Source organism: Rheinheimera maricola, from assembly GCF_016918075.2.
Classification (GTDB): Bacteria; Pseudomonadota; Gammaproteobacteria; order Enterobacterales; family Alteromonadaceae; genus Alishewanella; species Alishewanella maricola_A.
Genome location: NZ_JAERPS020000001.1, coordinates 1,061,684 through 1,077,486 on the forward strand (window position 1 = coordinate 1,061,684; position 15,803 = coordinate 1,077,486).

General features: G+C 45.5%; 16 protein-coding genes. 10 read left to right on the plus strand and 6 right to left on the minus strand.

Annotated elements, in window-relative coordinates; all coding sequences use genetic code 11:
* Positions 1-29: 29 nt before the first annotated feature.
* From I4W93_RS04840 to I4W93_RS04885, 9 genes are all read left to right on the plus strand, one after another.
* A complete protein-coding gene (locus I4W93_RS04840) occupies positions 30-509 on the plus strand; it encodes an Hcp family type VI secretion system effector (protein WP_205310511.1) in 480 nt (159 codons plus the stop codon).
* 87 nt (positions 510-596) lie between these two features.
* Positions 597-2,411: a type VI secretion system tip protein TssI/VgrG gene (gene tssI / locus I4W93_RS04845; RefSeq protein WP_205310510.1), complete on the plus strand. Its 1,815-nt coding sequence runs from the start codon at positions 597-599 to the stop codon at positions 2,409-2,411.
* 38 nt (positions 2,412-2,449) lie between these two features.
* Entirely contained in the window at positions 2,450-2,743 is a 294-nt protein-coding gene (locus I4W93_RS04850; protein WP_205310509.1) for a PAAR domain-containing protein, read from the plus strand.
* A gap of 5 nt (positions 2,744-2,748) precedes the next feature.
* On the plus strand, positions 2,749-3,795 hold the full coding sequence (locus tag I4W93_RS04855) for a hypothetical protein (protein ID WP_205310508.1): 1,047 nt from the start codon (positions 2,749-2,751) through the stop codon (positions 3,793-3,795).
* On the plus strand, positions 3,792-4,766 hold the full coding sequence (locus I4W93_RS04860) for a hypothetical protein (protein ID WP_205310507.1): 975 nt from the start codon (positions 3,792-3,794) through the stop codon (positions 4,764-4,766). Before I4W93_RS04855 ends, I4W93_RS04860 begins: the two co-directional genes overlap by 4 nt.
* A 4-nt stretch (positions 4,767-4,770) precedes the next feature.
* On the plus strand, positions 4,771-9,153 hold the full coding sequence (locus tag I4W93_RS04865; RefSeq protein WP_205310506.1) for an RHS repeat-associated core domain-containing protein: 4,383 nt from the start codon (positions 4,771-4,773) through the stop codon (positions 9,151-9,153).
* Positions 9,150-9,617 (plus strand): hypothetical protein, encoded by a 468-nt coding sequence (locus I4W93_RS04870; protein ID WP_205310505.1) that lies wholly within the window; start codon positions 9,150-9,152, stop codon positions 9,615-9,617. The genes I4W93_RS04865 and I4W93_RS04870 overlap by 4 nt, the downstream gene beginning before the upstream one ends.
* A gap of 66 nt (positions 9,618-9,683) precedes the next feature.
* Positions 9,684-10,244, plus strand: coding sequence for a hypothetical protein (locus tag I4W93_RS04875; RefSeq protein ID WP_205310504.1), 561 nt, complete (start codon positions 9,684-9,686; stop codon positions 10,242-10,244).
* 99 nt (positions 10,245-10,343) lie between these two features.
* Positions 10,344-11,726: an RHS repeat domain-containing protein gene (locus tag I4W93_RS04885; protein ID WP_497848618.1), complete on the plus strand. Its 1,383-nt coding sequence runs from the start codon at positions 10,344-10,346 to the stop codon at positions 11,724-11,726.
* A gap of 606 nt (positions 11,727-12,332) precedes the next feature.
* Here I4W93_RS04885 and I4W93_RS04890 read toward each other — a convergent pair.
* Entirely contained in the window at positions 12,333-13,025 is a 693-nt protein-coding gene (locus tag I4W93_RS04890; RefSeq protein ID WP_205310502.1) for an SOS response-associated peptidase family protein, read from the minus strand.
* A gap of 87 nt (positions 13,026-13,112) precedes the next feature.
* On the opposite strand from I4W93_RS04890, the gene I4W93_RS04895 reads away from it, so the two are divergent.
* Positions 13,113-13,709 carry a DUF938 domain-containing protein gene (locus I4W93_RS04895; protein WP_205310501.1) on the plus strand — a complete coding sequence of 199 codons (597 nt, stop codon included), beginning with the start codon at positions 13,113-13,115 and terminating at the stop codon, positions 13,707-13,709.
* 42 nt (positions 13,710-13,751) lie between these two features.
* On the opposite strand, the gene I4W93_RS04900 is transcribed toward I4W93_RS04895, so the two are convergent.
* From I4W93_RS04900 to I4W93_RS04915, 5 genes are all read right to left on the minus strand, one after another.
* Positions 13,752-14,159 (minus strand): GFA family protein, encoded by a 408-nt coding sequence (locus tag I4W93_RS04900; RefSeq protein ID WP_205310500.1) that lies wholly within the window; start codon positions 14,157-14,159, stop codon positions 13,752-13,754.
* 209 nt (positions 14,160-14,368) lie between these two features.
* The gene (locus tag I4W93_RS04905; protein ID WP_224673258.1) at positions 14,369-14,971 is read right to left on the minus strand and encodes an alpha/beta fold hydrolase; all 603 of its coding nucleotides are present in this window, start codon (positions 14,969-14,971) and stop codon (positions 14,369-14,371) included.
* Positions 14,972-15,125: 154 nt separating this feature from the next.
* Positions 15,126-15,266, minus strand: coding sequence for a hypothetical protein (locus I4W93_RS20490; protein WP_369408124.1), 141 nt, complete (start codon positions 15,264-15,266; stop codon positions 15,126-15,128).
* 5 nt (positions 15,267-15,271) lie between these two features.
* Positions 15,272-15,505, minus strand: coding sequence for a DoxX-like family protein (locus I4W93_RS20305; protein WP_255604603.1), 234 nt, complete (start codon positions 15,503-15,505; stop codon positions 15,272-15,274).
* A gap of 32 nt (positions 15,506-15,537) precedes the next feature.
* On the minus strand, positions 15,538-15,798 hold the full coding sequence (locus I4W93_RS04915; protein WP_205310498.1) for a hypothetical protein: 261 nt from the start codon (positions 15,796-15,798) through the stop codon (positions 15,538-15,540).
* Positions 15,799-15,803 lie beyond the last annotated feature (5 nt).

The following is a 15,803-nucleotide window of genomic DNA, read 5'->3' on the forward strand; positions in this document are numbered from 1 at the left end:
GCAGTTTTAATATGCAAAAGGAGCATAGCATGCAAGCAAATACCTACCTGAAGTACGGTTCTATCAAAGGCGAAACCACCGCTGAAGATTTCAAAGACATGATCACTATCTTGTCTATGGACTGGGGTACTCAGCGTGAACTGACGTCATATACCGGTACCGCTATGGACCGTGAAGCCAGTTCAACTCGTTTGAACGATATCGTTATCACTAAACTGCAAGACAATGCTTCACCGGATTTGTTCAAAGAAGCAACTATCGGTAAAGGTCAAAAAGCTGTTTTCCACATCACCAAACAAGGCGATAAAGTGGAAGAGATCATGAAAATTGAACTGACTGATGCAATGATCAGCAGCTATCAGATGTCAGTTTCAGGTGACCGTCCAATTGAAACTATCGTTATCAGCTACACCGAACTGATGATGACTGTTAAACCATCTGACGATAAAAACAGCATCGTTGCTCCGTTGGTATACGGTTACAGCGGTGTTAAAGGCACTAAGCTGTAAGCTAATGAGGTTGGTGTGGCATGCCACACCAACCTACACCTAGTGTTTTTACCCATCATCTTAATCAATACCAATTGAGGTCAACGGATGCAAAAGGCAACCCAGGACAAGAACAGCATCAAAATTGATACGCCACTTGGCAAAGATGCACTGATTTTAACCCGGTTTGTATTTCGCGAAGCGTTGTCACAACTGTTTAGCGTTAAAGCAGAAGTATATGGCAATGGCCAGAGTGTTAGCCCAGATGAGCTGATAGGTAAAGAAGTCACTATTACGCTGGAATTAGGTAAAAAAAAGCAACGTTATATTCATGCTGTTGTCGCCGATGTTACGGCACTGGGTACCCGGGCGACAAAAGATTCGGCAGGCACAGAGCATCGGGATTACAGCTTGCATCTGGTTGCCAGCGCCTGGTATATGCAGCATAGGGTAAATAGCCGTATTTTTCGTGCGAAAAACGTATTGAAAATTGTCGAAAAAATTGCCGGTGAGCACGGTGTTAAAATCGACGTCACTTCGAAAATTCAAGGCAGTTATCCAGACTATGACTTTAAAGTGCAGTATGAAGAAAGTGATTTAACCTTTGTTCAGCGTTTATTGCAGCAAGAAGGTATTTTTTATTATTTTGACCATAGTCAGAGCAGTCATAAGTTAATACTGGCTGATAAGGCTACCGCCTATGAGCCTTGTGCTGAATCAAGTGTAAAATACTTTAATGGTAGTTTGTCAGAGTCCCATATACATCACTGGCAGCGTGCGTTAGTTATGGCCCCGGGTAAATATGTGCAACGCGGATACGACTTAAAAAAACCCAAGGCGTTACCCACCGGAGAGGCTAACAAAGGCAAACTTGTCAGTGGCCATGCGAGTTACGAAGTGTTTAATTATGATGCTGAGTCGGAGTTTCATCCACGAAATAAAAGCATTGCAGACATTCGTTTAGAAGCTTTGCAGCGTGATATTGACCGACGCAAGGGTGCTAGTAACTGCCGTACATTTAGCATTGGTAAAACCTTTACGCTTAGTGAGCATGAAGACAAAGCTGAAGCAGGTAAGCAATATGTGTTAACTGAGGTGGTACTTACTGCGGCAATTACAAGTCAAAGTGGCGCTAGCAAGTCAGTTGAACAACAGATCAGTAATAGTTTTTATTGTGTGCCTAAAGAGGTGGCGTACCGGCCACAGCTCACCATAGCTAAGCCGCTTATTTCTGGTGTTCAAAGCGCTACAGTTACCTGTAAAGGTGGCGAGGAAATTTCAGTTGATGCACTTGGCCGTGTCACCGTTAAATTTCACTGGGATCGCAGCGATATTACCGACAACGAAAGCTCATGTCCTATCCGGGTTAGCCAAAATTGGGCGGGTAAAAATTGGGGCGCGTTTTTCTTTCCGCGACGCGATCAGGAAGTACTGGTTGAGTTTTTAAACGGTGATCCAGACCAACCAATTATTATTGGTGCGGTGTACAACTCAGATAATATGCCACCTTACACCTTACCTGATGACAAAACACAAAGTGGTATTAAAACCCGCTCCAGTAAAGGCGGCGGTGCAGCCAACTTTAACGAATTACGTTTTGAAGATAAAAAGGGTGAGGAGTTACTTTACCTTCACGCTGAAAAAGACTTTGAGCTGCAAGTAGAAAATAATCAAACAGATATGGTTGGCAAAGACCGACTGACAACCGTTAAAGGTAATGATACCGAAACGGTTAATAAAGATCGTAAGAATACGGTAGATGGCAGTGACACCCTAAAAGTGGGTAAAAAACTCGTGATCAACGCCGGCGACGCTATCACCATTAAAACGGGAGCAGCATCTATCTCTATGAAGAGTGATGGCTCTATTGATATCAAAGGTGTCAATGTCACGATAAAAGGCAGCAAAGTCAGTATTAATTAACTGCTGTTGCAGTTTTAAGCCTTTAAGGACGAAATAAAATGGCAAAACCCGCTGCAGTAATAGGTTGTATGCATCTTTGCCCAAAAATAGATCCCGGTCCTAAACCGCATATCGGCGGGCCAGTCATCCAGGGCTCACCCAATGTGTCTATTTGCGGCATTCCAGCTGCACGAAAGGGCGATAAGTTGGTCTGTATCGGGCCACCTGACAGCATTAGCGGCGGATCTGGCACGGTATTTATTAATGGTAAAAATGCGGCCAGGCTTGGCGATGATACCTCTCATGGTGGCAAGATTATCGTGGGTGTGCCTACCGTATTTATTGGTGGTTAAGCCAGATGACTTCAGTTAACGCTGTGCTGCAGCAAGTGCAGCTGTTATTGGATCAACGTTTGCAATTAGTGTTAGGGCGATACACCAGCTTTAAACAACTTCAGCAACATGATAGACAGTTAACAGACTGTGCCCGATTACTGCTACCGGCAGGCTCTGCTAGTGCGCTACCTGCGTGGGCAATGTGGCTGTGCAGCAATAACCATCAAACAGTTCTGAATTTGTCCGACACGCAAGATTTCGTTTTTCCTGAGGCTGCATGGTTGTTGCTAAATCAGTTAAAAGTGCGCTTGTTTCCTCAACTTGATGCAATGCAATTAATGATGCCAGAGGCTGATACGCAGTTGGCGCCGTTAAATTGGCAACTGGCTAACAGTCTGCAGTTAACATTAAACCCATTTACACATGAAACCGGGCTTTCAGCTGCGGCACTGTGGTACCTGGGGGGCAGTGCACAGCTGCAATTGTTGCAATCGTTACTGGCTTTTAAGCAACAACTTGCCACCGATGCACCGTTGCAATTACATATTGAACTTGCAATGTACCTTTGGGGGCAAAAAAGCGATGAAACCAGGTTGTGTGAAAAGTTGTTAGCGTCTGAGCAGCTAACGCCTGAACAGCTTATGGTGCTCATAGTGGGTGCCGCCGAGCCAGCAAAAGCCAGCATGATAAATTTGTTAGCCCGTACCGAAGCCAATATGGCGTTGGCGATGATGGCAATGGGCTTTAGTGGCCAGTTAAAATTTGTTCCGTTACTGGCTGAACTTGCCCAGCAAAGTAGTAGTAAGGATGTGGCGATATCCGCACTAGATATGTTGTTAGGGGTAATGGCGACCGACAGCTTGCTTGCCGAACCAAAAGCACTTCAGCGCGTGTTATTGCAACGTCCCACTAGCCGGCAAATTTGCGGAGAAGACATTAGTGAGCCTCAACTGGCATACCTTTGGCGAAGTGGTAATCAGCTACAACGGCAGTTGGTGGCCTGTTACCGTTGTTTGGCACAAGCAGACATACCGCTATTAAACACGCATTCATTGTTGGGGGCAGTATGAGCCAGCAACATACTCAAAGCTTTTGTATTGATCGGGTTTTCATGTTGTTGGGCAAGGCTGCAAATACGCAAGCGGCGCTAAACCTGGATATTCTGCCGCCAGAGCAACAATACATTACTTGGCAGCAGCATCATCTTGCGGCTTCTTTTGTATTGCCGGTTAAAGCCAAAGAAACTCTCACTGAGCGACTAACGGCGTTGCTAACTTTGTTGTTTTCTCAAATGGACGACGCATTAGTTAATGAAACCGTTTATTTAGTCTTGCCTGAATTTACCGGCGTAGATAACCAACAACTTAATGTGTTGTTACAGCATTTAATGCGCCATTTTCCCAGTTTGTTGCTGTCAGATACCTGCAGGGTATTTCCATATGGCAGTGCAGGGGCATTAATGGCGCTATCAATGGCGCAACAGCAGTTACAGCAAGATGCGAATGCGACTGTATGGTTATTGGCGGTTGATTCGCAGGCGCCGGATGAATTATTGCAGCGCTACGCGACAGCGGAGCTAGCGGGCGAGCCGTCCGAAGGTGCTATTGCGCTGCGATTAAGCCGCACTAATGCAGTTGTTAATGTACATACTATTGCTAGCGATGCATCGCTGGCCAGTAGTGCCGAGCCTGAACCGGCCATGGCGGCGTTATTTCAGCACATTGCGGCAAATTTACCGACAACATTAAACCAGCTGTATTTGCCAGACTGTGGTGATGTTAACGCAACAGAGCGCTGGTTAGCGCAGTATCACTATTTGCATGGTGCGGTTAATCAAGATACTGAGCATGTCTTCGCGTCTTATGCCACGGGTGAGTTAGGTGCTTGTGGTGGTTTATATCGCTTACTACATGTGTATCGCGGTTATCAGCGTGAATATTTACAGGGCTTAACCTTGCAATGCGAATTATCACCGGCGTTGTATCGTGCTGTTGCAGTGTTTTCCCGGGCCGGTACCTTAGTAAAGAACAAGGAAGTATAGCAACATGGGTGCGCATTTAATCGAATTGAAAGGTCGCAATGCCGAGGTGTTTGCATTTAGCACCACCAAAACCACATCAAAAGGCAGTTTGAAGTCGTTTAGCTCGGCAGCCGATGCGGCACAGTTTTTACGATCACATTTTCCCGATGCCATTACAGCTGGCGGTAACATCGTTCAGGTTTATGGTTGGTTTGGTGGGGCAGCCGTTTCTATGCAGGTGGTGGAGCATAGAACCACTGTTTTTGCGGCGTTGGCCGATGCCATTGTTAATGGTAAGTTATTTGTGTTTACCTTACCCAAACCTGTACCACAGATTGAATCGTCACCGGTGTTAAGCAGCTCGTCGTCAGGTGCTGCTAAAGCGGCTAACCCAGGCGGTAGAGCCGACAGTACTAGCAGCAATGCGTCTGAAGCTGATACAACAGCGGCTGTTTCTGACGCCTCTGGTAGCAATGCCGCGGATATCGCCACACCTCAAAATGCAGATGTTGCTAAAGAAGGCGATCCTGTGTCGATGTGTACCGGTGAGGAAATTCTGGAGCTGGTCGATTTTGAACTACCAGGTCCATTACCGCTGCAGTTTAAGCGTACTTACCGTTCCAGTCAGTGTCATGAAAACGTGGGGATGGGCTTTGGCTGGCGCAGTAATTTTCATTTACAAATTGTCAGCACATTAACCGATAACGACGAACCATTGCTGGTATTACACAACGAGGAAGGGCGGCGTTTAAGCTTTAAGCCTGTAGCAGTAGGGCAAACCAGTTATCAGCTAAGCGAAGGGCTGGCACTTCGCCATGAGGACAATGGCAGCCTGGTATTGTTAAAGCAAGATAACACTCACTGGGTGTTTGTGCCGGTTGCAACAGACAACCCTAAGCAAGCTAAGCGCTGGGCACTTCATCAAGTTTTTGACAGTTTAGGTAACTACTTACAACTGTATTATGACCGTGCCAACCGGTTAAGCCGCATAGACTACACCCGCAAGCGCGGTATAGAGCTTTACTACAATAACACCGGGTTGTTAAGTCATATAGCCGTGGTGCAAAAAACCGATACCGGGCTGGCAAAGTTAGATGTAACGCTGGCGCAGTATCAGTATGACGAGCAGCGTGATCTTGTTACTGCGACAAATCAGGCCGGACAAACTGAGCAGTATAACTATCAAGCACACTTAATCACGGTGCGTCAGCGCGCCAGTGGCTTTAAACACTTTTTTAGTTGGTTAGGCGATGGACCCACAGCACGTTGCAGCCGCAACTGGGGCGACGACGGTAATTACGATTACCAGTTTACGTACGATGAAGCCTCGCGCACCGCAACCAGCACAGATAGCCGCGGTCAATGCTGGCAGTATTTTCATAATGAACGTAATCAACTGATTAAAAAAGTCGCGCCGGATGGCGCCACCTGGATTTATAGCTGGAATAGCCTGGGCAAGAAAAGTGCGGAAACGGCGCCTGATGGTGGTGTTACGCGTTACTACTTTAATGATGTGGGCCAATTAATTACGGTAGAGCAAGCCGACGGCGCTATTAGCCATTTTCAGTACAACTCGCTGGGGCAGCGCTGTGGATATACTGATGCCGAAGGCGGGCATTGGCAGCGTGATTACACCGCAGGCGGCTTACTTAAATCAGAGCAGCACCCTGACGGCACTATAAGCCAATATCAGTACAATCAGGATGGGCAGTTAACGACCCTAAAACAGGCTAATGGCAACATTGAACATTATTTGTGGGACAGCGAAGGCCAGCTATTAGCCCGCAAGCAAGGCGAGGCAGTAACCCGGTTTAGTTATGACACCCTGGGCCGGTTAAATGGCACGGTAAATGCGTCCGGTTTAGTGACAGAGTATCAACGTAACAATGCTGGCCAAATTGTGGCGTTACGCCAATATGCGCAAAGTGAGCCAGATAAGGTGTACACTGAGCTTTTATCGTACGACAGTGCTGGGCGACTTACCCATAAGCGAAACAGACTTGGCGATACGACACAATGGGAATATGAGGGGCTAAGTCAGCCGGTAAAACAGTTACAGCCAGATGGCAGCGCTTTGCAATATGAATACGATAAAGAGCGTAATCTTACTGCTATTATGCGCAGTGATGGTGCCCGCTATCAGCTGGACTATGACGGCCAGGAGCGGCCAATAGCACTGCAAGGCTTTGATGGTCGTACTCAGCAGTACCAGTATGACATTAATGGCCATGTTAATACCGTTCGTGATGGTGAGCAGCGACAAATCAAACTTCGGCGCGACAGCCGCGGCCGTATTATTGAGCAGCAAGCGCTGTATCAGCAGCAACTAACCAGTAACCACTTTCACTACGATAAAATTGGCCGGCCTTTAAGAGCCAGTAATGCCCAGTGTAAATTGCGTTTTGCCTATCATGCTAATGGCCAGCTAAACGAGCAATGGCGCGATGACTGGCGCACGCTATACCAATATGACACCAATGGCCGTCGTGCCAGTACCATCTTGCCGGATGGTACAGTGCTGGATTATCGCTATAACGAACAAGGCCTGCTGTCGCAATTAGCATTAAACCAGCAGCCCATATTGTGGCGCAGCTTTGATAATGCAGGCCGTGAAACCGCACGGGAATATGCTAGTGGCTTACAGCTTAGCCAGCAGTTCGACAGTTTTAACCGGTTAACCAACCAGCGGTGGCAACACGGTGCAAATAGCAGCAGCGCGCATCAGCGACACTATCGCTACAGCGCCTTACATCAGTTGCTAAACGTAACGGATAACCAACACGGTGACACTGAATACCAATACAATGCACTGGACCAGCTGGTAAGCAAAACGCACAGCACCGAGCCTGGCCAAAGCGAGCAGCATCAGTGGGACAGCTTTGGTAACCCTGCCGGTGATGAGGTTGATGTTAAACAAGACCGCCTGCTGCGCTACTATGACAACCAGTACCAGTACGACGACAGTGGCAACCAGTTAAGTGCCACCGCACCGGGTAAGCGTGAGCTGCGTGAATATAATGGTTTTAACCAACTAAGCAGTTTGCGCAATCACAATGGCGTAACGCGTTACGAATATGACGCCTTTGGCCGACGTAGCGCCAAGATAACCGCCACTGGCCGCATTGATTATTTATGGGAAGGCAACACCCTAACCGGCGAATACAGCCAGGGCGAATTTAGCTGGTATATTTACGAACCAAATAGCAACAAACCTTTGGCGTTGGTTAAGCAAGGCCAGCTGTACTATTACCAGTTAGACCAACTTGGTACACCGCTAAGCTTAACCGACAGCGAAAACAACCTCGTCTGGCAAGCACACTACAGTGTGTTTGGTAAAGCCACGGTTACGGTTAACACCATAGACAACCCAATCCGCTTTCAGGGCCAATACTATGACAGCGAAAGCGGGTTACACTACAACCACTTTAGATACTACGACCCCCAAACTGGCCGTTTTATCAGCCAAGACCCAATAGGGCTGCTCGGTGGCATAAACCATTACCAGTACGCACCGAACCATATCAACTGGATAGATCCGCTGGGGTTGTGTGCTAAAGAGGATGGTTCTGTTGGTTTATTAGATGGTATCGTTGGTACAGCAGATTTAGTGGTAACCGGGATACTAAATACCGGCGTAGACATTGTAGCTGGTGGCGCAGGCTTAGTTACTTTAGCCATATCCGGTGGCGATGTTGGTGCGGCTGCTCATACCATAGAAAGTGTGCAAGAAAAGCAGATAGGACCGCTGACAGACGCGGGCGCAAAAGTCGCAGGTGTTGTTGCGCCAGTAGTCGATAAATACTACGAGCAAAATATGGCCGCGCTGGGTGACGCAACACTGGAAGCGACCGGCTCTCCGCTGCTTGCCATGGCAGCGCATAAGTCATTAGAATTAGTCGGAACCGTGCTGGGGGCGGGTGCTGTCGGGAAATCCCTTAAAAACGCTGCTAAAGTTGATGGGGTTGTTCCAGACAATGTGGCAGGTTCCGTTTGGCATGCGACGTCAAATTCGAGGGCTGCACAAGGAGTATTAAACGGAATTGATCCTGCTTACCTCAATCCAAATAGTCGGTTTGGAGCAGCTTTTTATGTCGCTGAGCAACCTGGAACTACAATTGCTGAGTTGGCGCATCACGGAATTGATGCTACACATGGCATACGTTTTGAGTTAAATAACAAAGCAATGAAGATCTTAGATTTAACTGACACCCAAGTAGCTGCTGATTGGAACTATAAAGGTGGGGTCATTAGTTCTACGACTCAATCTATTGGTATTCATGCTCAAGAACAGGGTTTTAATGTTATACGTTTTTATTCTGAGCGAGCGAATGGTGGAGTTAATAATGCCATTCTGGATGATTTCAATGAAATTCTTAAACCTATTATTATAACGCCGGTGAAACCATGAAATTGCAACTTTTCAAATTTAAATGTGGGCAATGCGGATGCCAGTTTAAGGCTCCGCAAATAGGCTCAGATTCTTATGGTGAATTTATTTTGCGAAGTGTCGGAAATGCTGATGAAGCATATTTAGACGCCATGGAAGATAACACCTATCAAGAGGTGAATTCTTTGTTGAAAAGCAATTTAAAAATGATTTCCAAAAAACCTAATGAACTTGCGAGCATTTTAAGGAAAGCATACGGAGTGATCGCATGTGATTTAGATAAAGCAGGAAAACCTTTTTTTATTGGATGTTTTCCGAAGTGCCCTTCGTGCAATATGCAAGAAGTTGAGTATTGGGAGGCGACGGAGCCTCCAGAATTTATTGAAAAGACAATTTGTCCGGTAACTCATGTGGCTTGGAGCTCCCTTTCGGACTTAGAAAAGCAAGAGAAAGTGGACAGTGTAATATCATCGTTTGGATATTAGTTAAAAGAGGCTCATAGTGCTGGGAAATGCTAAACTAAATGACCCCTATTTTTAATAAACAATAACATGCCTGAAAACAATGAGCCTATAGAAAGCAACGTCCGGTTACAGATTTTAATGAGTGGCTGGTCAGGTCAAATGAACGCAATTTGGCACATTCACCAACATGTCTCACTTGCAGAAGCCGCTTCCGCATCAGCGTGGTTCTTGTTGTACACTAACGGTCATATTAACTTAGCGTCAGCTCTTATGCTTTTTATGAATGTGATTCTGATAATTTCCTTTTTTAGTGTAAAGCGGCATTATCAGATACAGGATAATTTCGACCAAATGTTAAGGCGTGCCGGTATTTTTGATTCAGACCCTAAACCACAATCTGCGTTGCTTGACATACCATATATAAGAAATTGGTCGCGTTTATTCAATCACGAACTCGCCAGACTGCTGATTTTAGTCGTGATAATTGTCAATTTAGCGCTCGGTATGTCTGCGGCAGTATCAAGTAAAGACTATTTATCTTTAGCCAGTATCTTTACCTATATTAACGGTCTACTCACTTTACATCTTCTTTACAGATGGCGGGAATTGATAGCACCGTATAGAAAGGTTGATCATAAACCTACTTAAGTTACTGATTCAGAACGCCTGCTGCGCTACTACGACAACCAGTAGCAGTACGACGACAGTGGCAACCAGTTAAGTGCCACCGCACCGGGTAAGCGTGAGCTGCGTGAATATAATGGTTTTAACCAACTAAGCAGTTTACGCAATCATAATGGCGTAACGCGTTACGAATGTGACGCCTTTGGCCGACGTAGCGCCAAGATAACCGCCACTGGCCGTATTGATTATTTATGGGAAGGCAACACCCTTACCGGCGAATACAGCCAGGGCGAATTTAGCTGGTATATTTACGAACCAAATAGCAACAAGCCTTTGGCGTTGGTTAAACAAGGCCAGCTGTACTATTACCAGTTAGACCAACTGGGTACACCGCTTAGCTTAACCGACAGCGACAACAATATCGTTTGGCAGGCTAACTATTCAGTATTCGGTAAAGCCACAGTAACGGTTAATAAAATCGACAACCCAATCCGCTTTCAAGGCCAGTATTTTGATAGCGAAAGCGGGTTACACTACAACCACTTCCGCTACTACGACCCACAAACCGGCCGCTTTATCAGCCAAGACCCGATAGGGCTGCTGGGTGGTATAAACCACTACCAATACGCGCCAAATCATATCAACTGGATAGATCCGCTGGGGTTGAAGTGTAAAGAAGACCAAAAGCCTGAGAAAAGGTTTGATACCAGTGATGATGCAGCTTTGCATATTATGAAAATTATTAATCCATTATCAAAAAAAGATAACTTGGAATATGGGGGTTTAATTTTTAAAGATACTGATGGAAAGTATGGTTTTACAGGTCCTTCAATAGGCACTGAGGATGGCGTTAACCCTTTTGACGGCTCTGCTGACGTTCCTGAAAACACCGTTGAAGTGGGCTATTGGCATACTCATGGCGAATATTCTGCATTTGATGAGAATGATAATATCGTGAGAACAGGTGACCCATCTTTAGATGACTTCAATAGTGATCATTTCTCTTCACAGGATATAAATGTTGCTAATAGCAGGGGGGGAATTCAACAGAGTACAAAGGCTACGTCGGTACACCTGGAAATATTTATAGAGGGTATGATGCAAAAAACAAAAAGCAGTATGTCCTGGAAAAACCGAAAGATGACGATGATTAAAATAATATCAATTTTACTACTTATCACTGGTTGTAACGCTAATTCTGCTACACCAACCAGCACTCCAACCAGCACTGGAGGCCTTATGGAAATCTCAACAGCCACAAGATTTGAAGGGGTTGTGTTAAATAGCATCTTGGCGGCCTACGAAGACTTTACAAAATTTGGTTATGATATTGCAAACTTTACGGTTGATATAGATGTTACTAAAGATGTAAAAGTTACTTTTACACCGAAACGTCACCCTGATGAAGGTCATATCCTTGGGGGGAAAACAAAGTTTGGGCGAGAGATTTCTTATATAATGGAGAAATCGACAGGTAATCTCATCAGTAAAAGTTTTGCGAGGTAGGGGAATCAATAGAGTGAGTGAATGAGGTATCCCCACAAAATTATTAGCTAAAACAAAAAGATGAACTCAGAAGGAACATACCATCGGACCATTTTTAGATATATATCGGTAAGCCGAGCTAGAGCCTGCAAAGAGTAATAAACATTCTTGATTTCTCATAAAACGTTGGGGGGAATAATCACTTATTCCGTGCCACTCAGCCAAATGCAATCAATCGTTTTGAATATTTATAGAAAGGCAACACCCTTACCGGCGAATACAGCCAGGGCGAATTTAGCTGGTATATTTACGAACCAAATAGCAACAAGCCTCTGGCGTTGGTTAAATAAAAATTAGGAAAGGTGAAAACGGACGTCACTTAAACCAGGTGCAAGCATTATTCATTGCTAAAGAATGCGATCTGAATCAGGAATGGGTTTTAGTTAACCTTGCAGAAGGAAGTGGCAAAGTCAGAGCAGGCAAAAGACATTTGGCACAATCTAGCAAAAAAGATGAATAAGTAATTGTTGTTTTGGCGGTTTGAATGCTAATCCAGATAAGGAGGCTGTTTTAGCGTAATACCTATATCCCATAATGTATATTATGTTAAATGCTATGTGTGAGTCTTTAATCCTGCTCTATCTCAAATACCGCCGCTACCGGCTGGTAGCGGCTGGGCTTGTCGATTTGCTGCGCAATTAAACTTTGCGGTAAATGCGGTTTAAGTAAATCGGTAAACATAGCGGTGTTGCTGTTTTGCTTATCCAGCCAGGCGTTTATCAGATTTCTATCTTGCGGCAGTATCAGTGGCATGGCTTTGCTGTGTATCGCTACTAGCTTCGGGTGTGGCGCTAAGGTGATTATCGAACAAGACAATACGCTTTCGCCGGTGTGCCGGTTTATCCACTCGCGATATAAACCGCCTAGTAGCAGACCACCTTGTTTGGCGACTAAATCATGGTAATGCAGTGCTTTGCCGCCGGCATATTCCGTTTCACCAAAGCCCTTTACCGGTATAACGCAGCGGCTGTGCCGATACGGCAAATAACCGGCACTACCTTTAGTGTTTAGTTTGTCGTAACGGGTATTAAACGAGGTGTATTTAGATGGCTTAAACCCCTCTGTCGATGCTTCTAACAATAGCCACCAGGTTGCACTATCCATACACCTTATACCATTGACTTGCCTAACCAAGCTTACAGCTTGTGTAGCACGGATAAAGCGGCTGACAATAAGCGGTGAGCTAAATAGCTCAATCTGCAGGCCCTCGCAGAGCTCAATTACGCCAGGATCGTCAATTACATTTAGCCTGCCACACATTGTTTTGCCTGTTTGTTGCTTAACTTAGTTATTAACTAGCTGAGTTTGTTATAATATGCCACTGAATAAATCGGAAAATAACACATTATGTACAGCGATCTGCCCTTCTCTCAAGCTTGTGAAAACAACAAAGCGCCGATTTTAGTGCTGTTGCAACAGGCGTTTGCCAAGTGTAGCAATGTGCTGGAGGTAGGTAGCGGTACCGGCCAGCATGCGGTGCATTTTGCTGAACATTTGCCGCAAGTGATCTGGCAGGCATCTGATCAGGGGGATTATATACCGCAGCTTAGCGAAAGGCTGCTCCGGGCGGCGTTACCTAACCTGCCCCAACCTTTAGTGTTGGATATCTGCCGTGATGCTGCACCATCCCAGCCATATGATGGTTTATTTACCGCCAATACGCTGCACATTATGCCGTGGCCGGTGGTTGAGCAGTTTTTTAATCGGTTAAACCAGCTAGTTAAACCCCAAGCTACGCTGTGCATTTACGGCCCATTTAATTATAACGGCCATTACACTAGCGAGAGTAATCAGGCGTTTGATCAATCGTTAAAAAGTCGCGACCCCGCTATGGGTATCCGTGATATCGAGACGGTAATATCCCTTGCCGCTAGCGTTGGCTTTACCTTACAACATGATTACGCAATGCCGGCGAATAATCGTTTGCTGTGTTTTAGCAAATAGCGTTATGCCTAATTGTATCAAGCCACACTAACTCATTATCAGCTAGGTTCGTCCCGGTTCAAAACTATCATAACGCGGTAAATCAGCATCTAAATCTTCCCAGTTGGCTTTAGAGCTGTAAAAATTGTGCGACAGTGGCCGCTCAATGATATCGCTGTTTAAAATACCCAGCCGAATTCGTAGCCGTGTCGGGTCGTCTGCATTGCTGCTGTATACCGGTGAGCCACAATTACGGCAGAAATGCCGTAACCTGCCAGGTTTAAAGGCAAATTGGCTTAACTGGTCAGCGCCTTTTATCACAGTAAAATCGGTGCTTTGCACAAAGCCATTAGTGGCAAAGGCCGTGCCGCTGGATTTTCTGCACAGCGAACAATGGCAATGAATAATACTGCTGATTGGCCCGCTAATTTCAATCGCTACTTCGCCACACAAACAGGCGCCTTGGTACATATTTACTCCTCGTTGAGCAGAGCCATCAATTTTGCTAACTCTGCTACTACCAAATCTGGCTCATCAAACTGTATAAAGTGCCCGCTTTTATCGGTTAACAATGCCCGCCCCTGCGGAAAAGCCGTAGCCCATCTGTACCAAAGTTCGCCCCACAGCTTACGGCCTTGGTCGGTAAAAAATAAATTGGCCGGGTTTTCTGTCTTTTTTACTCAGGCAATAACCGTAACCGGCATGTTCTTAATTTGCGGATAATCCGGTAGCGGACGTTTGCTCCAAAAGTCTAAATAGCTATTCGACATGCCGTCTTTCATATCGTCGAGTTTAATCTGGGCAATTTCTTTATTGCCTTGTTCAAGGTTAATTACCCGCAGTATATCAACGTCATGCTCAGATGACGGGTCCAGCATCAATAGTGCTTTGATTTTTCCCGGGTAAGCCGCAGCAAAGTCGCGCGCCACACTGCCACCATAAGAATGAGCAACGTAGATAACCGGTGCTGTTATATTGAGTTTTTCCAGCAACTCGTGGGCGTAGTCGGCATAATCACGCGAGGTAAAATGGCGTTTAACTTGGGTTGAATTGCCATTACCCACACGCGAATAACGAATAACGGTCGCATGCTCGGCGACCTGGCTAAACACCGGGTCCCAGTCAGTCATCGGCGAGCCACCGCCGGCTTCAAGCAGTACAGTGTGTTTGCCGCTACCGGCAATTTCATACTCCAGCTCAAAATCATTTACTTTAATAAATTGGCTTGGAGCAGCCGATAAGCTAAAACACAGTGCTGCGTAGGCGAATAGAAAAAACTTCAAAATAGCTCCTGAACTTGCATAAACATCCGATCGGTAAATCTCCATAAACGTCTCGGGTTTACTTAGCGCGGTAAAATCGTATTTAGCGTAGTGAGAAAATGATGAATTTTGCCAATATCCAACTGCGATTTTTCATCGCTGATAACAACTGCTGTCATACACTTTCCTTGTCATCGCCGCAATTTTGCTGCTTAAACAGGTAGTAACCCAATACAATTAGCGGCACATTTGTGGTTATAGGATTAAAAGCTTCAAGCAGAATGAAAGGCGTCATTATGGCAGCGAAAATTAGCAAGCCGGTTAGCCAATAATGTTTAATAGCAGAATCGGTTTTAGCCGGTAATAACCGATAAACACCAAGCCAAATATCACCTCGGCTACACCAGCCGTTTTCACCAGCAGATAAGTGATTTCGTCAGAAAAGCCCAAACTGCCGGTCATGGCCTGCTCCAGTGGTGCAATTTGCAATAGTTTTGGGAAGATACCGTGATAAATCCAGGTTAAACCAATAACATAACGTGCCAGCTGTACCATGTTCAAAATTTAACATTCCCTTTTGTAAACGTTTAATTGTTAGCTTTTTGCAGGCGGGATTTCTCCTGCGTCAGCATGAGTATTTTGTATGTTCCCCACAGCATAATTGCTGCACCCACAACGATAATGCTGTTAACCACAGCTTGATCCTGCAATATGGGCAGTATTGATGCGCCATCGTCAGTAAATTTAGCGTACAACCCCACGCCAAATAGCAAGCTACCAGGTGCTTCCAATAAGGTAATTTTAATAACCTGTTTATCAATATCTTTAATACGCTGCTGTTTTTGCATTTTAA